The 21,043-nt window shown below is 63.7% G+C and carries 17 protein-coding genes; 15 read left to right on the top strand and 2 right to left on the bottom strand.

Annotated features, from left to right (window positions below; all coding sequences use genetic code 11):
- Nucleotides 1–38: 38 nt before the first annotated feature.
- The 3 genes from E8F06_RS26975 (at nucleotide 39) to E8F06_RS26965 (ending at nucleotide 3,944) form a co-directional block, all read left to right on the top strand.
- Nucleotides 39–1,298, top strand: coding sequence for an SGNH/GDSL hydrolase family protein (locus E8F06_RS26975; RefSeq protein ID WP_280372234.1), 1,260 nt, complete (start codon nucleotides 39–41; stop codon nucleotides 1,296–1,298).
- 100 nt (nucleotides 1,299–1,398) lie between these two features.
- A complete protein-coding gene (tssI, locus tag E8F06_RS26970) occupies nucleotides 1,399–3,396 on the top strand; it encodes a type VI secretion system tip protein TssI/VgrG (RefSeq protein WP_280372233.1) in 1,998 nt (665 codons plus the stop codon).
- 2 nt (nucleotides 3,397–3,398) lie between these two features.
- Entirely contained in the window at nucleotides 3,399–3,944 is a 546-nt protein-coding gene (locus tag E8F06_RS26965; protein ID WP_280372232.1) for a toxin-antitoxin system YwqK family antitoxin, read from the top strand.
- A 54-nt stretch (nucleotides 3,945–3,998) separates the two neighbouring features.
- Here E8F06_RS26965 and E8F06_RS26960 read toward each other — a convergent pair whose 3' ends face one another.
- The gene (locus E8F06_RS26960; RefSeq protein ID WP_151134338.1) at nucleotides 3,999–4,394 is read right to left on the bottom strand and encodes a DUF4280 domain-containing protein; all 396 of its coding nucleotides are present in this window, start codon (nucleotides 4,392–4,394) and stop codon (nucleotides 3,999–4,001) included.
- Between the two features lie 571 nt (nucleotides 4,395–4,965).
- The gene (locus E8F06_RS26955) at nucleotides 4,966–5,268 is read right to left on the bottom strand and encodes a hypothetical protein (RefSeq protein WP_280372231.1); all 303 of its coding nucleotides are present in this window, start codon (nucleotides 5,266–5,268) and stop codon (nucleotides 4,966–4,968) included.
- 464 nt (nucleotides 5,269–5,732) lie between these two features.
- Between E8F06_RS26955 and paaA the strand changes: the two genes are divergently transcribed.
- From paaA to E8F06_RS26895, 12 genes are all read left to right on the top strand, one after another.
- Nucleotides 5,733–6,725: a 1,2-phenylacetyl-CoA epoxidase subunit PaaA gene (gene paaA / locus E8F06_RS26950; protein WP_190828029.1), complete on the top strand. Its 993-nt coding sequence runs from the start codon at nucleotides 5,733–5,735 to the stop codon at nucleotides 6,723–6,725.
- Between the two features lie 23 nt (nucleotides 6,726–6,748).
- A complete protein-coding gene (gene paaB / locus E8F06_RS26945) occupies nucleotides 6,749–7,030 on the top strand; it encodes a 1,2-phenylacetyl-CoA epoxidase subunit PaaB (RefSeq protein ID WP_016493150.1) in 282 nt (93 codons plus the stop codon).
- Nucleotides 7,031–7,040: 10 nt separating this feature from the next.
- On the top strand, nucleotides 7,041–7,802 hold the full coding sequence (gene paaC, locus E8F06_RS26940; RefSeq protein WP_280372230.1) for a 1,2-phenylacetyl-CoA epoxidase subunit PaaC: 762 nt from the start codon (nucleotides 7,041–7,043) through the stop codon (nucleotides 7,800–7,802).
- Complete coding sequence (gene paaD, locus E8F06_RS26935) at nucleotides 7,789–8,322, top strand: 1,2-phenylacetyl-CoA epoxidase subunit PaaD (RefSeq protein WP_280372229.1); 534 nt, start codon at nucleotides 7,789–7,791, stop codon at nucleotides 8,320–8,322. Before paaC ends, paaD begins: the two co-directional genes overlap by 14 nt.
- Nucleotides 8,323–8,347: 25 nt before the next feature.
- Nucleotides 8,348–9,424, top strand: a complete 1,077-nt coding sequence (gene paaE / locus E8F06_RS26930) for a 1,2-phenylacetyl-CoA epoxidase subunit PaaE (protein WP_280372228.1) — start codon at nucleotides 8,348–8,350, stop codon at nucleotides 9,422–9,424.
- A gap of 205 nt (nucleotides 9,425–9,629) precedes the next feature.
- Complete coding sequence (locus E8F06_RS26925; RefSeq protein WP_280372227.1) at nucleotides 9,630–9,935, top strand: DUF485 domain-containing protein; 306 nt, start codon at nucleotides 9,630–9,632, stop codon at nucleotides 9,933–9,935.
- Nucleotides 9,932–11,578, top strand: coding sequence for a cation acetate symporter (locus E8F06_RS26920; RefSeq protein WP_280372226.1), 1,647 nt, complete (start codon nucleotides 9,932–9,934; stop codon nucleotides 11,576–11,578). The genes E8F06_RS26925 and E8F06_RS26920 overlap by 4 nt, the downstream gene beginning before the upstream one ends.
- A 33-nt stretch (nucleotides 11,579–11,611) precedes the next feature.
- Nucleotides 11,612–12,847: an OprD family porin gene (locus E8F06_RS26915; protein ID WP_280372225.1), complete on the top strand. Its 1,236-nt coding sequence runs from the start codon at nucleotides 11,612–11,614 to the stop codon at nucleotides 12,845–12,847.
- 122 nt (nucleotides 12,848–12,969) lie between these two features.
- The gene (paaZ, locus tag E8F06_RS26910; protein WP_280372224.1) at nucleotides 12,970–15,030 is read left to right on the top strand and encodes a phenylacetic acid degradation bifunctional protein PaaZ; all 2,061 of its coding nucleotides are present in this window, start codon (nucleotides 12,970–12,972) and stop codon (nucleotides 15,028–15,030) included.
- 769 nt (nucleotides 15,031–15,799) lie between these two features.
- The gene (locus E8F06_RS26905; protein ID WP_280372223.1) at nucleotides 15,800–17,125 is read left to right on the top strand and encodes a hypothetical protein; all 1,326 of its coding nucleotides are present in this window, start codon (nucleotides 15,800–15,802) and stop codon (nucleotides 17,123–17,125) included.
- Between the two features lie 47 nt (nucleotides 17,126–17,172).
- The gene (locus tag E8F06_RS26900; protein ID WP_280372222.1) at nucleotides 17,173–19,317 is read left to right on the top strand and encodes a methyl-accepting chemotaxis protein; all 2,145 of its coding nucleotides are present in this window, start codon (nucleotides 17,173–17,175) and stop codon (nucleotides 19,315–19,317) included.
- 180 nt (nucleotides 19,318–19,497) lie between these two features.
- Nucleotides 19,498–20,727, top strand: a complete 1,230-nt coding sequence (locus E8F06_RS26895) for a DUF3422 domain-containing protein (RefSeq protein ID WP_280372221.1) — start codon at nucleotides 19,498–19,500, stop codon at nucleotides 20,725–20,727.
- Nucleotides 20,728–21,043: the final 316 nt, after the last annotated feature.

The following is a 21,043-nucleotide window of genomic DNA, read 5'->3' as shown; positions in this document are numbered from 1 at the left end:
CCCAACGGACATTTCTAACCAATTGGAAGGTGGCGATCATGCAAATAGATACCGTGGTCGTATTTGGCGACAGCCTGTCTGACATCGGAAAAAAATGGGTGACAAAGAGTGGCCGAATGGCCAGAGCAACAGGACAAATGTCAGTCAGCCCTTCCGGCAGATTCAGCGACTGCCGAAATTGGACAGACTTCATGTTCGAGGAGGCGACTCAGCGAACAATGATTGCCAATACCGCGCAAACGACAATTGAACTCAGCAACAGACACACGACCCTAAGCAACAAGAGCATGCTGAACGCACAGTCTCTTGGCCTCAACAACGGGCAGGGATTCAATAACTTCCAATATGCAAACTATGCAGAGGGTGGAGCGTGCGGGGACACTCCAGTTCGCCTGGGAAATTTCCTGGGAACATTTGACGACCAGATCAAAGCATTCAAGACCGACTGCAACAGCAACAACATCACACTTGGAAATACACTATTCATTGTCTGGTTTGGCGCTAACGACCTTTACACCGCTGACCGCGACCCAGCGGGCATGGCCACCGCAGCTGACAAAGTCGCAAATATCCAACGCAACGTACTGAGGGATTTCGTTGCACTGAAGAATGGACGATCCAAGTTCATTTTTATCAATCTGGCCAGGCCACTCAGTTCGGTAAGGTACGCGCTCAGACTCAAACAAGCAGAGCAAAAGCTTTTGAATGCTGCGATGCCAAAAGACGTGATCGAAATGGTAGTGAACCCTCAGAGATTCAAAGGAGGTATCTGGCATGCACAGGCAGCGATGCAAACCGCGCTTGACCAGAAATCTTCCAATCAACAACTCAAGGAATTCATCGAACTGAAGAAAGCAGTAGCAGAAATAAAATCCCTGGAACTAGGTGTAATTAACTACAACCTTGCGCTGGCACTTCACACTCGAAGAAATGGAGATGGACTGGTCGAGATTGGCAGCTGTCTGAGCGAAGAAACCATCCGTCAACTTGTCAAGGGCAACTACCGACTCAAGGAAGGAGCAGCGACTGCTGATGCCGCCCACGTCAGTTCAGCAAGCTATACGGCCAGCAACGCCATTGCACACTTGGCAACCATAGATCAGGCCCACCCTACCGATCAGGTCTATAAATTGATTTGGCTTGAGGTCTACGAAGAAATAAAGAAATCGAACTGCACCTTTGGGAACATCTCAGACCAACTCGCGACTCCGACGCTCTCCACTCTTTCGGGTCCCAGCAGTCAAACCAGGGCTAACTTCAACAGCGTCATGCAGGAACTACGCAACAGCTTCGTCTAATCGATGGACTGTTTCATGACAGAAGAGATATCCAGAAAACCAGGGGATGTGACGCCTTGTCCGTGAAATCAAACGCCTTGCTTACTCAGCGAAGCTCCGAATGACACTTTCCAGTTCCAGTCTCGTGCTTGGCAGCGCGACGGTGAGCGGCCTCAGCCCGGAGATCATTACCGGCAGCGAGTCGCTGAATGGCCTCAGCAAGCTGAACCTGCACGGCCACAGCACCACCGCTCTCACCCTGACCAGCGCAGTCGCAACCCACCTCACCACCACCCTCCACAACGACGCCAACCAACGCCCCCTCGATGCCCTTGTCGCCGAAATCCACCAGCTCCCCGCCGACGCCACCGCCGAGCGCTATCAACTGGTACTGCGCCCCTGGCTCTGGTGGCTGACCCTGGCGAGCAACAACCGGGTGTTCCAGAACAAGACCACCAGCGACATCGTCACCGGCATCTTCTCGGACCATGGTTTTACCGATTACCAGTTGAAGCTCAGCGGCAGCTACGAGCCCCGCGAGTATTGCGTGCAGTACGGCGAAACCGATTTCGCCTTCGTTTCGCGGCTGCTGGAGGAGGAAGGGATCTTCTGGTTCTTCACCCATGAGGACAGCAAGCACACGCTGGTGCTGGGGGACAGCAACGATGCCTTCCCGCAGATTCCCAATGGGCCGAAGGTGCCTTATCTGGGTCAGGGCATTGGCGTGCGCGAGTTGCATGGGGTGCGTTCCGGGCAGCTCTGCCTGCAGGCGGTGGCCGGGGTGTACAGCGCCACGGACTACGAATTCACCACGCCTACCACCTCGCTCTACAGTCAGGCCGAAGCGGTGGCTGGCCCCCTTTCGATGTACGAGCATCCCGGCGGCTATACCGCCAAGGCGCGCGGCGATGCGCTGTCCAAGCAACGGGTGGATGAACTGCGCAGCCAGGAGAGGCGCTTCATTGGCGAGAGCGACTGTCGCTGGCTGGTGCCGGGACACTGGTTCACCCTGGACGGGCATGACGACGAGTCGCTGAATATCGACTGGGTGGTGACCTCGGTTACCCACGAAGCCAGCCACGAGCATTACCGCAACCGCTTCGAAGCCATTCCCAAGGCCACCCACTACCGCCCGCCGCGCACCACGCTCAAGCCGCGCATGCACACCCAGACGGCGGTGGTGGTGGGCAAGAGCGGCGAGGAAATCTGGACCGACCAGTACGGCCGCATCAAGATCCAGTTCCCCTGGGACCGCCTGGGCAACAACGACGAAACCTCGTCCTGCTGGGTGCGGGTGGTGCTTCCCTGGAGCGGAAAGGGCTTCGGCATGCAGTTCATCCCGCGTATCGGCCAGGAGGTGATCGTTACCTTCATCGACGGCGACCCGGACCGCCCGCTGGTCACCGGCTGCGTCTATAACGGCGACAACACCCTGCCCTACGCCCTGCCGGACAACCAGACGCAATCCGGCATCAAGACCAATTCCTCCAAGGGCGGCGGCGGTTTCAACGAGCTGCGTTTCGAGGACAAGAAGGACGCTGAGGAAGTGTTCCTGCAGGCGCAGAAGGACATGAAGGTGAATGTGCTCAACGACAGCACCGCCACCATCGGCCACGACGAAACCCTCACGGTGCAGAATGCCCGCACCCGCACGGTGAAGGAAGGCGACGAGACCATCACCCTGGAAAAGGGCAAGCGCTCCGTAACCATCCAGACCGGCAGCGACACCCTGGATGTGAAAGACAGCCGCACGGTGAAGGTGGGCGCCGACCAGACCCACAGCACCGGCGGCAACTACAGCCACAAGGTGACGGGCAACTACGAGCTCACCGTGGACGGCAACCTGACGATCAAGGTCAGCGGCACCCTTACCTTGCAAAGCGGCGGCAGCCTGACCATCAAGAGTGATGCCGACCTCGCCGCCCAGGCCGGCACCTCCATCACCCAGAAGGCTGGAACGTCCCTGACCAACCAGGCGGGCACCTCTCTGGACAACAAGGCCGGTACCACCCTGACCAACGATGCCGGCATCAGCCTGACCAACAAGGCCAGCGCCGAGCAGACGGTGGACGGCGGCGGCATGCTGACCATCAAGGGCGGACTGGTGAAGGTGAACTGAACATGGCGAACGGCGGCAAGCTCGACCTCACCCGCGGTGACAGCCGCATGCAGGGCCAGTTGCAGGACGGCGAACTGGAAGGTCCCGTACGCATCGAGGAAGCGGGCCGGCCCCAGGCGCAGCTCAGCTACAGCCAGGGCGAGCTGAACGGACCGGTCACCCTCTTCCACCCCAACGGCAAGGTCTCGGCGCAGATGCCCTATGTGCGCGGCAAGCTCCACGGCGTGGCGACCTTCCATGCGCCGGAGGGCTGGCTGCAGCGCAAGGTGAGTTACCGCCAAGGCCTGATGCACGGCGAGGCCACCAGCTATTTCCCCGACGGCGGCGTGGCTGAAGTCGAGCACTATCGCGACGGGGTGCGCGACGGGGCCTACCAGCGTTTCCACGGCAACGGCCAGCTCGCACTGCGCAGCCGTTATCTCAAGGGCCAGTTGCTGGAGCCTGGCCAACCCTTCACCGAAGACGGTCGCCCATTGAACGCCGAGGGCAAGCCCATGTCCCGGCTGCGCTGGTGGTGGAAGCGCTGGACCGAACCGGCCGAAGCCTGACCCCACGCCTGTAGGAGCGAGCTTGCTCGCGAACCGGGCCAGCCATTCGCCGGCTCAGGGAATCTGCATCTGCACCTGGCCAGGCATCTGGATCTTGATCACCCCGCCCCAGGTGCACATCAGTGTGCTGTTGGAGTCCAGCGCCGGCATGCTGCCCAACAGCACGGTGGGTGCGCCACCGGGAATCCAGGGCGTCGCCGTGGCGGGGATGCAGGGCATGGGGGTCAACGCGCCGAGGGCGGCGGCAGTGGCGGCGGCCACGGTTGGATTGGCCAGGCTCTGGCACATGCCGAAGGTGGGAATGTTCACCAGCGGGATGTGATCCATGATGTTCGCCGCCGGCATCCCGCCCGTGAGGGTGCGATTCACCGGCAGCACATTCAGCACCGTCGGCGCCACTCCGAAACTGCATTGCAGCGTCGCCCCGCTGCAGACCTGCGGACATCCCATGATCCGACCTCCTCCGTGCGTCGCCAGGAACTCTAGACGAGCCCACGGAATCACGCCCCCGGCAATCCACCGGACCTGTGGGGGCGATTTCAATCGCTGAGCGGACCGGAGGTTCGCTATGGGGGCCTGAAGGGGGCGGCTGCGCCACCCTTAGCGAATGAATTCGCCCCCACAGCGAAGCACAGCTATTCGAGCAAGACGGTGCGCACGGCGCACCCTACCGGGAAAATCACCCCCATAAGGGAGAGCCAAGCCCTGGCACAAACCCTGTGGGGGCGATTTCAATCGCCAAGCGGACCGAAGGTTCGCCATCGGGTGCTGAAGGGGGCGGCTGCACCGCCCTTAGCGAATGAATTCGCCCCACAGATGCAGGATTGCATTGGCATGCCCCGGCGCCCTCAATCGCGACGCCGGTCCGTCGCCCCGCGTCGGGGGGCACCCGTCGAAAACTATAATGAGTGGTACGGGGGTAAGTTCCGGGGGAATTGAGTGTGGAGGGTTCGCCATGCGCATCCTCAAACTTCTGGTCCTGCTCCTAGCCTGCTTCGGCGGGAGCCAGGCAACTGCCGGGTCACCCTGGCCCAGCAACGACACCCGCGATGCCATGATGCTGGCCGGCGGGCGCGGCGGCAGTCACTTCGGCGGCTTCCACCACCGCAGCAGCCACATGGGCTTCAGACATCATCACCACGGTTTCAATTCTCATCACCACCACGGGTTCAGGCATCACCACCACAACTTCAACGGATTCCACCGGAGTCACGGCTTCGGCAAGACGAATTCGCGGTTCTTCATCGTGGATCCGCGCTTTGACCATCGTTTCGATCACCGCGTCCGGACTCGCGGGGTGGTGATCCGCTTCAATGATCCGCACTCTGTGATGTTCACGAGTCCTGGCTTCGGTCAGTGACTTGCCTCAAAGCCACCTCGCAGTAACCCGTCCTGCGAGAGGGGGTTGGCTGCGTCCACGCCCCAGCCCGCCGAAGGCTCGGAGGCTTTCCTACCCGCCCAACGAAACAGAACACCAAAACACACAATCTCTACATGTGCGTATCGCTTTCCAGCTTTAGCCTGAATCGAGCGCCCTCTCCCACCACCGCACTCCGCCGCAAGCCCCGCAACCAGGCCCTCAACCGCGCTCTCCCTGGCATCCACAGACACCACAAAACCCCTTCCCTCAACCTATCCCTTATGCGCGGATGCCCCTTGACCGATCGTCAATTCGATACAAAAACTATATTCGATACACGTTTTAGTGTTTGATATTTGTTTTCGTATCATTTAAAAATAGCGCCATGGCCAAGCCACCCCACGAACCCTGCATGGCTGGAGAACGGCATGTACGCACAATTGGTTGAGACCGGCGTGAAGCGCGTGAAAGCGCTGGAGGAGATGACTCCTGAAGAACGCGCCTTCCAGGAAAAGATCGACGCGGAGATCAAGATCGAAGCGAAGAACTGGATGCCGGAGGCTTACCGGCAGACGCTGATCCGCCAGATTTCCCAGCACGCTCACTCCGAGATCGTCGGCATGCTGCCCGAGGGCAACTGGGTGACCCGCGCCCCGACCCTGAAGCGCAAGCTGCAGCTGATGGCCAAGATCCAGGACGAAGCCGGTCACGGCCTCTACCTCTACAGCGCCATGGAAACCCTGGGTGCTGATCGCGACACCGAGGTCGCCAAGCTGCACAGCGGCAAGGCCAAGTATTCGAGCATCTTCAACTACCCCACCCTGACCTGGGCCGACATGGGCGCAGTGGGCTGGCTGGTGGATGGCGCCGCCATCGTCAACCAGGTGGTGCTGCAGCGGACCTCCTATGGCCCTTACTCCCGCGCCATGATCCGTATCTGCAAGGAAGAGTCCTTCCACCAGCGTCAGGGCTACGAAATCCTCCTGCACATGATGCGCAACGGCACCCAGGCCCAGAAGGACATGGTCCAGGACGCCATCAACCGCCTCTGGTGGCCGTCGCTGATGATGTTCGGCCCGAGCGACGCCGACTCCCCCAACAGCGCCCAGTCCATGGCCTGGAAGATCAAGCGCCAGAGCAACGACGAACTGCGTCAGCGCTTCATCGACCAGACCGTTCCGCAACTGGAACTGCTCGGCTGCACCGCCCCGGACCCGGACCTGAAGTGGAACGAGGAGCGCGGCCACTACGACTTCGGCGACATTCAGTGGGAAGAGTTCTACGAAGTGCTCAAGGGCAACGGCCCGTGCAACGTCGAGCGCGTCGCCACCCGCCGCAAGGCCATCGAAGACGGCGCCTGGGTCCGCGAAGCCGCTGTCGCCCATGCCCGCAAACAACAACAGAAACGCGACGCCGCCTGAGCCGTCTCGAGGAGATAAGAATCATGTCTGAGTGGACCCTTTTTGAAGTCTTCGTGCGCAGCAAGCACGGCCTGAACCACAAGCATGTCGGCAGCGTGCATGCCGCCGATGCGCGCATGGCCATCGAGAACGCCCGCGAGCTGTACACCCGCCGCAACGAAGGCGTGAGCCTGTGGGTGGTGCCGTCCGCACTGATCACCGCCTCCTCCCCGGACGAGAAAGAGCCGCTGTTCGACCCGTCCCAGGACAAGGTCTATCGCCACGCCAGCTTCTACGAGCTGCCGGCCGAAGTCGGCCACATGTGAGGCCGCTGCCATGACTCAACGCGAAGACCTCATTCAATACCTGCTGCGCCTCGGCGACAGCGCCCTGATCCAGGGCCAGCGCCTGTGCGAATGGTGCGGCCGTGCCCCGGCACTGGAAGAAGAGCTGGCGCTGATGAACGTCGGCCTCGACCTGGTGGGCCAGGCCCGCAACTGGCTGGACTACGCCGCCGAGCTGCTGGACGACGGCCGTGATGCCGACCACCTGGCGTTTCGCCGCGACGAGCGCGCCTACCGCAACCTGCTGCTGGTAGAGCAACCCAACGGCGACTACGCGGTGACCATCACCAAGCAGTTCCTGTTTGATGCCTGGCACTTCCAGATGCTGCACGGCCTGGCTCAGTCCAGCGACGAGCGCGTCGCCGGCATCGCCGCCAAGGCCCTGAAGGAAGTCACCTACCACCTGCGCCGCTCCGGCGAGTGGGTCGAGCGCCTGGGCGACGGCACCGAGGAAAGCCACCAGCGCATGCTGGCAGCCATCCGCGATATTTGGCGCTTCACCGTGGAACTGGTGAATGGCGACGACGTGGAACAGCGTCTGTTCGAGGCCGGCATTGCGCCGAACCCGGCGGAAATCGCCGCTGCCTGGAAGTCCAAGGTGGCCGATATCTTCGCCAGCGCCACCCTGCCGATGCCGGAACCGGCCAGCTACTTCTACCTGAACGGCCGCAAGGGCCTGCACACCGAGCACCTCGGTCTGCTGCTGGCCGAAATGCAATTCCTCCAGCGGGCCTACCCCGATGCGTCCTGGTGAGCTGATTACCAGTGACCGTGGCGCCAGGCCCGGCGCGCCAGATGATCTGGCGCGCGCCTGGTCGGTGCTGGGCGAGGTGATGGACCCGGAAGTGCCGGTGGTCAGCGTGGTCGACCTCGGCATCGTCCGTGGCCTCGACTGGCAGGACGGCCACCTGCATGTGGTGGTCACCCCGACCTACTCCGGCTGCCCGGCCACTGAGGTGATCGAGCACGACATCGAGCAGGCTCTGGAAGGCGCCGGTTTTGCCGCGCCGAAACTGGAGCGCCGCCTGACGCCGGCCTGGACCACTGACTGGATCAGCACCGACGGCCGCGAGCGCCTGCGCGCCTACGGCATCGCCCCGCCGGCCGGCAGCACCAGCAAGCGCAGCCTGATGGGCGAGTCTCCGGAAGTGTGTTGCCCGCAGTGCGGCAGTGCCCATACCGAGCAGCTAAGCCAATTCGGCTCCACGGCCTGCAAGGCTCTGTATCGCTGCATTGAGTGCCGTGAGCCTTTCGACTATTTCAAGTGCATCTGAACGGCGTCGCCGTCGGAGAAGAACAATGAGCAAGTTCCATAGCCTGAAAATCAAGGAAGTGCGCCCGGAAACCCGCGATGCGGTGTCCATCGCCTTCGACATTCCTGCCGACCTGACCGAGGCGTTCCGCTTTACCCAGGGCCAGCACCTGGTGATGCGCACCCAGATGGACGGCGAGGAAGTGCGCCGCTCCTATTCCATCTGCACTGGCGTCAACGACGGCGAGCTGCGGGTGGCGATCAAGCGCGTGGCCGGCGGCCGTTTCTCCGCCTACGCCAATGAAAGCCTGAAAGCCGGCCAGAGCCTGGAAGTGATGCCGCCGTCCGGCCACTTCTTCGTCGAGCTGGACGCCGCGCGCCACGGCAATTACCTGGCAGTGGCAGCCGGCAGCGGCATCACGCCGATCCTGTCGATCATCAAGACCACCCTGGAAACCGAGCCACACAGCCGCTTCACGCTGATCTACGGCAACCGCTCCAGCGCCTCGGCACTGTTCCGCGAGCAGCTGGAAGATCTGAAAAACACCTACCTGCAGCGCCTGAACCTGATCTTCGTATTCAGCCGCGAACAGCAGGACGTGGACCTCTACAACGGCCGGATCGACGCCGACAAGTGCGGCCAGCTGTTCTCCCGCTGGATCGACGCCAAGGCCCTGGACGCCGCCTTCATCTGCGGCCCGCAGGCCATGACCGAAACCGTGCGCGATCAGCTCAAGGCCAACGGCATGTCCGCCGAGCGCATCCACTTCGAGCTGTTCGCCGCTGCCGGCAGCAGCGCCAAGCGTGAAGCCCGCGAAGCCGCCCGCGCCACTGACGGCGCCAGCAGCCAGGTCACCGTGATCAGCGATGGCCGCGAAATGACCTTCGAGCTGCCGCGCAACAGCGTCAGCGTGCTCGACGCCGGTAATGCCCAGGGCATGGAACTGCCCTACTCCTGCAAGGCCGGCGTGTGCTCGACCTGCAAGTGCAAGGTGGTCGAAGGTGAGGTGGAGATGGACAGCAACTTCGCCCTGGAGGACTACGAAGTGGCCGCCGGCTACGTGCTGTCCTGCCAGACCTACCCGGTCAGCGAAAAAGTCGTCCTGGACTTCGACCAGCTCTGAAAGAAGCGGTGGGCTGAAGCCCACCCTACAGCCTGTAAGCGACACCCGTAGGAGCGAGCTTGCTCGCGAAGCTTTTTGGCCGAACCCGTTCGCCAGCAAGCTGGCTCCTACAAGCAGTACCAGCAATACCCCCGTTCGACACAAGCAGCCTTGCCGTCGGCCGTTGAACGGGCGCCTCGACAATCACAAAAAGAGAGAGCAACCAATGACCCCGCAAGACCTCGATCGCATTCGGGAAAACCCGGACTTCATCCAGCTGGTCCGCCGCAAGCAGCGCCTGACCTGGTCGCTGACCGCCGCTATGCTGGTGATCTACTACGGATTCGTGCTGCTGGTGGCCTTCGCCCCCAGCGTGCTCGGCCAATCCCTCAATGGGGGCGTCACCAGCGTGGGCATGCTGGTGGGCGTGGTCATCATCCTGCTCTCCTTCGCGCTCACCGGTATCTACGTGAAGCGCACCAACGTCCTCGACCCGCTGAACGACAAGGTCCGGCAGGAGTGCGGCCAATGAAAGCCCTCGCTTCCCTGCTGCTCGCCGCCGGCCTCCTGGTCTCCCAGAGCGCCTTCGCCGCCGACGCCGCCGCGCGTCCGCTGAACTGGAACGCCATCTACATGTTTCTGGCGTTCGTGCTCTTCACCCTCGGCATCACCCGCTGGGCCGCCCTGCGCACCCGTTCGGCCGCGGACTTCTATACCGCCGGCGGCGGCCTCACCGGCTTCCAGAATGGCCTGGCGATCGCCGGTGACATGATCAGCGCGGCGTCCTTCCTCGGCATTTCCGCGATGATGTTCATGAACGGCTACGACGGCCTGCTGTACGCCCTGGGCGTGCTTGCCGGCTGGCCGATCATCCTGTTCCTGATCGCCGAACGCCTGCGCAACCTCGGCAAGTACACCTTCGCCGACGTGGTGTCCTACCGCCTTGAACAAAGCCCGATCCGCATCACCGCGGCCTTCGGCACCCTGACCGTGGCGCTGATGTACCTCGTGGCGCAGATGGTCGGCGCTGGCAAGTTGATCGAGCTGCTGTTCGGTCTCTCCTACGCCCAGGCCGTGATGCTGGTCGGCGTACTGATGGTCTGCTACGTGACCTTCGGCGGCATGCTGGCCACCACCTGGGTGCAGATCATCAAGGCCGTGCTGCTGCTCTCCGGCACCACCTTCATGGCCTTCATGGTGCTCAAGCACTTTGGATTCAGCACCGAAGCCATGTTCTCCGCCGCCGCCTCCGTCCACGCCAAGGGCGCGGCCATCATGGCGCCGGGCGGCCTGCTGTCGAACCCCATCGACGCGATCTCCCTCGGCCTCGGCATGATGTTCGGCACCGCCGGCCTGCCGCACATCCTGATGCGCTTCTTCACCGTGAGCGACGCCAAGGAAGCCCGCAAATCGGTGTTCTACGCCACCGGCTTCATTGGCTACTTCTACCTGTTGCTGATCGTGGTCGGCTTCGGTTCCATCGTGATGGTCGGCACCAATCCTGAGTTCCGCGACGCGGCCGGCGCCATCATCGGCGGCGGCAACATGGTTGCGGTGCACCTGTCCCACGCGGTCGGCGGCAGCCTGTTCCTTGGCTTCATCTCCGCCGTGGGCTTCGCCACCATCCTGGCGGTGGTGGCTGGCCTCGCGCTGTCCGGTGCCTCGGCTGTTTCCCACGACCTCTATGCCTGCGTAATCCGCAAGGGCAAGGCCAGCGAGCGTGAGGAAATGCGCGTGTCGCGTATCGCCACCCTCTGCATCGGCGTGCTGGCGGTGATCCTCGGCCTGCTGTTCGAGTCGCAGAACATCGCCTTCCTCTCCGGCCTGGTGCTGGCCATCGCCGCCTCGGTCAACTTCCCGGTGCTGTTCCTCTCCATGTTCTGGAAAGGCCTGACCACCCGTGGCGCGGTCGCCGGCAGTGTTGCCGGCCTGCTGTCCGCCATCGTCCTGCTGGTACTGAGCCCCGCTGTCTGGGTCAACGTGCTGCACCACGACAAGGCGCTGTTCCCCTACTCCAACCCGGCACTGTTCTCCATGGGCCTGGCCTTCTTCAGCGCCTGGCTGCTTTCGGTGACCGATGCCTCCGAGCGTGCCAAGGAAGAGCGCGGCCGTTATCTGGCCCAGTTCATCCGCTCCATGACTGGTATCGGCGCAGCCGCCGCCAGCCGCCACTGAGCCCTGAACAACCGGACGATGGATAGAAGAACAATGACCCAAAGCCGTACCACTGCGCCGCTGCTTGCGGCGCTCACCCTGCCCTTTGCCACCTCGGCGCTGGCGGGTTTCATCGAAGACAGCAAAGGCAGCCTGGAGCTGCGCAACGTCTACATCAATCGCGACTTCCGCCAGGACGGCGCCGCCCAGTCCAAGGCCGAGGAATGGGGCCAGGGCTTTACCGCGCGCCTCGAATCCGGTTTCACCGAGGGCACGGTCGGCGTCGGCCTCGATGCCATTGGCGAACTGGGTGTGAAGCTGGATTCCAGCCGCGACCGCCGTGGCACCGGCCTGCTGCCGTTCGACCCGGCGACCAAAGAGCCGGTGGACGACTACAGCGAGCTGGGCCTGACCGCCAAGCTGCGTGCGTCGAAAAGCGTCCTGCGCCTGGGTACCCTGCAGCCGCTGCTGCCAGTGGCCTCCTATAACGACACCCGCCTGCTCTCTTCCACCTTCCAGGGCGGCATGCTGACCAGCCAGGAGCTGGCCGGCCTGACCTTCAATGGCGGCCGCCTGACCCGCACCAACCTGCGCGACTCCTCTGCCCGCGACGACATCGGTTTAGGTGCCGCCACCAGCGATGCCTTCGACTTCGCTGGCGGCACTTACGCCATCAACCCGCAGCTGGCAGTGAGCTACTACTACGGCCTGCTGGACGAGATCTACCGCCAGCAGTTCGTCGGACTGGTGCACACGCTACCGCTCTCCGGGGGCTTCAATCTGAAGAGCGACATCCGCTACTTCGACAGCCGCGGCGATGGCGTCGAGCGTGCAGGTGAGATCGACAACCGCAACTTCAACGGCATGTTCAGCCTGGGCAAGGGCGCCCACCGGTTCAGCGCGGCGTTCCAGCGCATGTCCGGCGACAGCGCCTTCCCCTTCCTCAACGGCGGCGACCCTTACGTGGTCAACCTGGTGACTTTCAATACCTTCACCCGCGCCGAGGAAGACGCCTGGCAACTGCGTTACGACTACGACTTCGCCGCCCTCGGCATTCCGGGCCTGACCTTCATGACCCGTTATGTCGACGGCAGCAACGTCAAGACCGCAACCGGCGACGAAGGCGAAGAATGGGAACGCGACAGCGACCTCGCCTACGTGATCCAGAGCGGCCCGGTGAAGGGCCTCAGTCTGCGCTGGCGCAACGTCACCTTCAGGTCCGGCAACGGACTGAATACCGATATCGATGAAAACCGCCTGATCCTCGGCTACACGCTGGCCCTCTGGTAAGGCACCCAACCTGTAGGAGCGGGCTTGCCCGCGAACAACGGCGATTCGCGAGCAAGCTCGCTCCTACGAACCAAGAATGAACGCCGGTGCTCTGCGCCGGCCCCCTTCACGGAGATTTCCTCATGAGTAACGCCCCCACGCTGCAAAGCTTCATCGGCGGCCGCTGGATCGGCCAACACGGTTCCCAGGGACTGCGCAGCGCCATCGACGGCAGCACCCTCTTCCGCACCCACGAGGAAGCCCTGGACTTCTCCGAAGCCGTCGAACATGGCCGCAAGCGCGGCATCGCCAGCCTCATGGCCATGGACTTCCAGCAGCGCGCGGCGCGCCTCAAGGCCCTGGCGCTGTACCTGACCGAACACAAGGAACAGCTCTACACGATGTCCCGCCACAGCGGCGCTACCCGCGCCGACAGCTGGATCGACATCGAGGGCGGCGCCGCCACCCTGTTCAGCTATGCCGGCGTCGGCGCCCGTGAGCTGCCCTCCGGCAACATCGTCCACGAAGGCCCGGCCATGCCGCTGGGCAAGCAAGGCACCTTCGCCGGCACTCACATCCTGGTGCCCCGTGGCGGCCTGGCCGTGCACATCAACGCCTTCAACTTCCCCATCTGGGGGATGCTGGAAAAATTCGCCCCCAGCTTCCTCGCCGGCATGCCCTGCATCGTCAAGCCGGCCACTGCCACCAGCTACCTGACCGAAGCCGCCGTGCGCCTGATGCACGAATCCGGCCTGCTCCCGGAAGGCAGCCTGCAACTGATCATCGGCAGCACCGGCGACCTGCTGGACCGCCTGCAAGGCCAGGACGTGGTGACCTTCACCGGCTCCGCCGACACCGCCGCCAAGCTGCGCGTGAACGCCAACCTGATTCGCAACTCCGTGCCCTTCAACGCAGAAGCGGACTCGCTGAACTGCGCCATCCTCGCCCCGGAAATCACCCCGGACGATCCGGAGTTCGACCTCTTCGTCAAGGAAGTGGCCCGCGAGATGACCGTCAAGGCGGGCCAGAAGTGCACCGCCATCCGCCGTGCCATCGTCCCCGCCAAGCACATCGACGCCGTGGCCGAACGCCTGCGTGATCGCCTGTCCAAGGTGGTAGTCGGCGACCCGGCCGTGGAAGGCGTGAAGATGGGCGCCCTGGCCTCCCACGCCCAGCAGGCCGACGTGGCCGAGCGCCTGGACGCCCTGCTTGCCAGCAGCGACCTGCTGTTCGGTGCCCGTGACGGTTTCGCCCCGCGCGGCGACGGCGTGAACGAAGGTGCCTTCTTCGCACCCACCCTGCTGCGCTCCCGTGACCCGCACGCCGAAGGCGGTGCCCACGACATCGAGGCCTTCGGCCCGGTGAGCACCCTGATGGCCTACGACGACATCGACGAAGCCATCGCCCTGGCCGCCCGTGGCAAGGGCAGCCTGGTGGCCAGCCTGGTCACCAAGGACCCGGCCGTCGCCGCCCGCGTGGTACCGCAAGCCGCCGCCCTGCACGGCCGCCTGCACATCCTCGACCGCGAATCTGCCGCCGAATCCACTGGCCACGGCTCGCCCCTGCCGGTACTCAAGCACGGCGGCCCAGGCCGCGCCGGTGGTGGTGAAGAACTGGGCGGCCTGCGCGCGGTGAAGCACTACCTGCAACGCGCCGCGGTCCAGGGTTCGCCCACCATGCTGGCTGCCGTGACCCGCGAATACGTGCGCGGCGCCAAGGTGATCGAGACCGAAGTACACCCGTTCCGTCGCTACTTCGACGAGCTGCAGATCGGCGAATCCCTGCTGACCCACCGCCGCACCGTGACCGAAGCCGACATCGTCAACTTCGGTTGCCTGTCGGGCGACCACTTCTACATGCACTTCGATGAGCTTGCCGCCAAGGAATCCCAGTTCGGCAAGCGCATTGCCCACGGCTACTTCGTGCTGTCGGCCGCCGCCGGCCTGTTCGTCTCCCCGGCCCCCGGCCCGGTACTGGCCAACTACGGCCTGGACAGCCTGCGCTTCATCACCCCGGTGGGCATCGGCGACACCATCCAGGCTCGCCTGACCTGCAAGCGCAAGATCGACCAGGGCAAGAAGAGCCCGAAGGGCGAGCCGCAAGGCGTGGTGGCCTGGGATGTGGAAGTCACCAACCAGAACGGCGAGCTGGTCGCCAGCTACGACATCCTCACCCTGGTGCTGAAACGCCCCGAGGCGGTGTGAACCGAGTCGCTGCGTGAGTTTATGACCGGCCTTAGGGCCGGTTTTTTTTGCCTGCTCGAACCTCCCGTAGGTTGGTGTAGAGCGCAGCGAAACCCAACGTTCCCCGGAAGTCCGCTGTTGGGCCTCGTTCCTCGGACCAACCTACGGCGGGACTGCGTCCCGCTCGGCGAATGAATTCGCCCCTACAGATGAGTGCGAGTACATCGCGTGCGGCTGTAGGTTGCGGCAGAGCGAAGCGAAGCCCAACGCGCGCTCCCACTCGTTGGGCCTCGTTCCTCGGACCAACCTACGGCGGGACTACGTCCCGCATAGCGAATGAATTCGCCCCTACAGATGAGTGCGAGTACATCGCGTGCGGCTGTAGATTGCGGCAGAGCGCAGCGAAGCCCAACGCGTGATCCGACTCGTTGGGCCTCATTCCTCGGACCAACCTACGGCGGGACTGCGTCCCGCTCGGCGAATGAATTCGCCCCTACAGATGAGTGCGAGTACATCGCGTGCGGCTGTAGGTTGCGGCAGAGCGAAGCGAAGCCCAACGCGCGCTCCCACTCGTTGGGCCTCGTTCCTCGGACCAACCTACGGCGGGACTGCGTCCCGCATAGCGCATGAATTCGCCCCCACAGCAAAAGCCACACCGGCAGTCCGTGCTGATTCTGGCACGCAGGCTCAAGCCCTTGGCAAGCAGGCACAAGGCCGGCACTCGGCAACTCCTTAGTATCCGAACGAAGAAACGCTCCCCTGCCAATATCAAGAAAAAGGAAGCATTGCGATGTCCCGGTCGAACCTGTTCCGACTCTCCACTCTCGCGCTGCTGGTGGGCGCCGCTACCCAGGCGGGCGCCTATGAGCTGTACGCCGACGAAGACACTCACCTGAACGCTACCCTGGAGGCCGTGTACGGCTTCTTCCATAGCCAGGAGAACTACGCCATCGCTGGCTCGAAGAGCGAGGGTTCGTCGTCCTGGCGCGAGGGTTATGCCAAGTACGGCATCAGCTTCGACCAAGGGCTGGCGGGGGCCGGCACCGGCTATGGCGCCTTCAACATGCTCAGCTCGGGCACCTGGGGTGACGGTGACGCGGCGGGCTTCACCGATGGTTCCGAGCGCACCACCAAGATCGAAGACGCCTACCTCGGCTGGCGTTCCGGCCAGTTGTTCGAGGCACTGGGCGAAGACGGCGTGGACTTCTCCTTCGGCCGCCAGAACCTGATGATCGGCGACGGCTTCCTCATCAACGGCGATGCCCTGAACCTCGGCAACGGCCTTGCCGATGGCGAGTTCAACCGCGGTGGCGCCTACTGGCTGGCTGCACGCAAGGCGTTCGACCAGACCGCCGTGCTGCGTCTCGGCGGCAAGGATGGCCTGCGCGGCGACCTGATGTGGCTGAAATCCGACAACCGCGCCCAGGCCAAGACCGAGATGGTGGTCGGCAACCTGGAGCATGTATCCGAAGCCGGCACCCTGGGCCTGACCGCCATCGACATCAGCGATGTCGACGAAGAATTCGCATCGCCCTTCCAGGCTGAGCGCGACGGCATGAAGACCTATAGCGTGCGCGGCCAGGGCAACGCCGGGGTCGATAACCTGTTCCTCTCCGGTGAATACGCCTGGCAGGACAAAAAGGACGTCGACGACGAGAACGCCTGGTACCTGGAAGCCGGTTGGACCTTCTCCGATGTGGCCTGGAGTCCGAATGTCAGCTACCGCTACAGCCGCTTCTCGGAAGGTTACGACGCGCTGTTCACTGGCTTCAGCCGTGGCTACGGCACCTGGTTCCAGGGTGAAGTGGCGGCCAACTACGCCGGCCCGTTCAACACCAACACCCAGGTCCACCACGTCGCCTTCAAGGTGTCGCCGCTGGAAAACCTGAGCCTCGGCGCCCTGTGGTTCGACTTCAACACCCTGGACCGCGACCTGGGCAATACCGACGGCCGCGAACTGGACCTCTACGCCGAGTGGGCGGTGAGCGACAACCTGATCGTCATGCCCCTGGTCGGCCTCTACAAGCCTGACCGCAGCGCGGAAGAAGGCGGCACCCAGCTCGGTAGCAACGACAGCAACCTCTACAGTCAGTTGGTGTTTGTCACCACCTTCTGAACCCATCCGGGGCGGCAACGCCCCGGTTCCTTTCGCGATTGTGTCCCATGTCCAGCCCCAGCCTCAGCATCCAAAGCAAGATCACCCTGCTGGCGAGCCTCTGCCTGATCCTGGTGGTGGGCCTGCTGGTCGGCCTGTCGCTCTACCAGACCCGCGCCAGTACCGAACGGGTCAAGGATTCCAGTGGAGCCATGCTGGCCGAAGCCGCGCGCCTCAACCTGCAGGCCCAGGGCAAGGTACAGGCCCTGCAGATCCAGCGCAGCTTCACCCGCACCCACGAATACGGCCTGGGACTCGCGCGGCACCTGCTCTACCTGCGTGAACGCGCCGCCCGTGGCGAGATCAATTCCGAAACCCTGCGTTCCGAACTGGCCGGCGAACTGCGCAAGGCTGTCGAGCAACGCCCGGAACTGCTCGGCCTGTTCCTGATCTTCCAGCCCGATGCCCTTGATGGTCGTGACGCCGAGTTCAAAGGCCGCGGTGACCTCGGTAGCAACGACGCCGGGCGCTTCGCGCTGTATTGGCTGCAAGCCAAGCCGGGCGAGTTGCAAGCCGTGCCGGGCGACGAAAAGCTGCTGGCCGATACTGCCCCCGGTCCCAGCGGCGCGCCCTTCAACGCGTTCTTCACCTGCCCGCGAGACAGCGGGCAACTGTGCTTGCTGGAGCCCTACTTCGACGAATCCTCAGGCAGCCGCAAGCTGGTCACCAGCGTCGCCTTCCCGCTGCTGGAGAACGGCAAGGTGCTGGCGGTGATCGGCCTGGACATCAGCCTCGACAGCCTGCAACAGGACGCCCTGGCCAGTAGCCGCGAGCTCTATGAAGGCAACGGTCGCGTCAGCATCATCAGCCCGTCGGGCGTGGTCGCCGGTCACAGCCAGGATGCCGGCCAGCTGGGCAAACGCCTGCAAGCCGTGCTGCCGGAGCAGGCAACCGGGGTCCTGGACTTCCTCGGCCGCAACGAACCCCATGCGTTCATCGACAAGGGCCAGATCAGCGTACTGGAGCCGCTCTCCCCTATCGCCGGGGCCAAGCCTTGGGGCGTGCTGCTGGGCGTGCCGCAACGAGTGCTGCTGGCACCTGCCGAAGCCTTGAAGGTGCAGATGGACGACGAGCGCCTGCAAAGCTCGGCGCTGGAGTTCACCCTCGGCTCCGTCGCGGCGCTGCTCGGAGTTGCCATGATCTGGCTGGCCGCCCGTGGCGTCACCCGCCCGCTGCTACGCCTGGCCGCCATGCTGGAAAACATTGCTGACGGTGAAGGCGATCTCACCCGACGCCTGACCTACGTCCGGCACGACGAGCTGGGCCGCCTGGCGCTGGCTTTCAATCGCTTCCTCGACAAGCTGCAACCGGTGATCGCCAAGGTCCAGGGCTCGGTGCGAGACGCCCGCGACACCGCTGACCAGTCAGCGCTGATCGCCCGCCACACCAGCGAAGGCATGCAGCAACAGTTCCGCGAGATCGATCAGGTCGCCACTGCCCTGCATGAAATGTCCGCAACGGCCAACGCCTCGGCCCAGAGCGCGGCGCAGGCTGCCGACGCCGCACGCAACGCTGACCAGGCCAGCCGCGAAGGCCTGGACGTAATCACCCGCACCACCAACGCCATCCACGCCCAGGCGCGGGATATGGGCCAGGCCATGGACCAGCTGCAGACACTGGCCCAGAGCAGCGAGCAGATCGGTTCGGTGCTGGAGGTGATCCTCTCCATCGCCGGGCAAACCAACCTGCTGGCGTTGAACGCCGCCATCGAAGCGGCCCGCGCCGGTGACGCCGGACGCGGCTTCGCCGTGGTGGCCGACGAGGTGCGCAGCCTGGCGCGCCGCACCCAGGACTCGGTGGAAGAGATCCGCCAAGTGATCGACGACCTGCAGAACGGTACCCGCGATGTGACCCAGGCCATGCAAGGCAGCCATGGCCTGGCCCAGGAAAACGTCAGTCAGGTGCAGCAGGCGGTAACCGCGCTGGAACGCATCGGCCACGCGGTCAACCTGATCACCGAGATGAATCTGCAAATTGCTAGTGCCGCCGAGGAGCAAAGCAGCGTCGCAGATGAAATCAACCGCAACGTCGAGGCCATCCGCGACGTGACCGAATCCCTGTCCGGCCAGGCCGAGCAGTCAGCGCAGGTCAGTCGCCAGCTCAATGACCTGGCCAACCATCAGCAGGGGCTGATGCAGCAGTTTCGCGCCTAGGGCTCACAAGGCCCTGACGCGCTCTTGGGCGGCCTGTCCGCCACTCCCCGTCGCCACCGGCCTGAAGGACTATCCGTCCCGACTGGTCGGTGGCACTTCAGTTTTCCAGCAGCGCAAGTGTGACCGCCGCCCAGGCAGGCCGCGTCATCGAAGAAAACCTCCCTGCCCACAGAAGTCCCCATGCATCCACTTCGCAAAGCGCTGCACAACGAGCTGCACTCGCGGCCGTCGATCTACTTCCGGGATCCGGCCAACGTCTATCACTTCGCCTTTTCCGATGCCGAGGACGTCTGCGACGCCCTGGTGGATCGCCTCAACCAGGCTGCCGACGCACCACTGGCCAGTAATGGCTCCCAAGGCCTGCTGCGCATGGGCGAGAACACCCTGAAATGGGAACGCCATACCGAGTTCTTCACCCTCACCCTGGTGGTGCCGCGTGCGCCGGGCGACCCGTTGTGGCCGCCGCTGCCGGAAGCGCTGGAAAGCCTGGTGAGCGAGCACCGCAATCTGCTGATCAATGCCGATCAGGTGCTGGTGGAGTCGGATGCGAACTGGGCGGGTGACACGGCGGCCTACGGCTTCAAGGACCCTTCCGGGTCCACCCTGGGAGGTGGCGATGCCATCGCCTGGTCGGACTTCCGCCTCACCGAGGGCGGCGTCAACCGCATCCTGCTGGTCAACCGTCGGCTCAATGCCTACCGCCTGGGCCGGATGATCCGCCGCCTGCTGGAAATCGAGACCTACCGCATGATGGCCTCCCTCACCCTGCCGGTGGCCCAGGCGGTGAGCCTGCAGTTGAAGGAGTACGACAAGGAGCTGACCAACCTCTCCGACCGCAATGCCGAGGGCAAGGGCAGCGCCAAGGAGCTGTCGACGGATATCGCCGCCCTCTCCGCCCGCATCGTGCGCAGCACCGCCCGCACCCGCCAGCGCTTCAGCGCCACGGAGGCCTACGCGCAGATCGTATTCGAGCGCATCAACGAGCTGCGTGAATCCCATATCGACGATTGCCAGCGGCTGGGGGTGTTCATCGAACGGCGCTTCCGCCCCACGGTGCGCTACTGTGCGGCCACCGACCAGCGCCTGGTGCGCCTGGGCCAGAGCGTGGCGAATCTCAGTGACCTGCTGCGGGCACGGGTCAATGTGGAAGTGGAAGAACAGAACTCGGAAATCCTGCGCAGCCTGAACGCCCGCGCCGATACGCAGATCAAGATCCAGAAGGCGGTGGAAGGCCTGTCGATCATCGCCATCAGCTACTACCTGCTGAGCCTGTTCAAGCTGTTCTACGGCGGCCTGCACACCCTCGGCCTGGACGTATCACCGAAGACCGCGATTCTGGTGATGACGCCGGTGGTGGCGCTGATCCTGGGCGCGATCGTCCTGCGGATCAGGAAGGCGAAGGGGCATTGATCCCCGCAAATCCGATGGGCAGACCTGCGGCCTGCTTGGCGAATGAATTCGCCCCTACAAATGAGTGCCGACGCCTCACTCAAACCTCCCGTAGGTTGGTGTAGAGCGCAGCGAAACCCAACGATTGCCGGAAGTCCGCTGTTGGGCCTCGTTCCTCGGACCAACCTACGGCGGGACACGTCCCGCCTGGCGAATGAATTCGCCCCCACAAATGAGTGCCGACGCCTCACGCAAACCTCCCGTAGGTTGGTGTTGAAGTGGTCAAGTAAAACTGGACACCGGTTTAGGTCTATCCGGCCAGCGCTTCGCGCTGTAC

It is taken from the genome of Pseudomonas sp. BN411, assembly GCF_029871235.1.
Lineage (GTDB): Bacteria > Pseudomonadota > Gammaproteobacteria > Pseudomonadales > Pseudomonadaceae > Metapseudomonas.
Note: the sequence above shows the minus strand (reverse complement) of the source record. Positions and strands in the feature narration are given on the sequence as shown.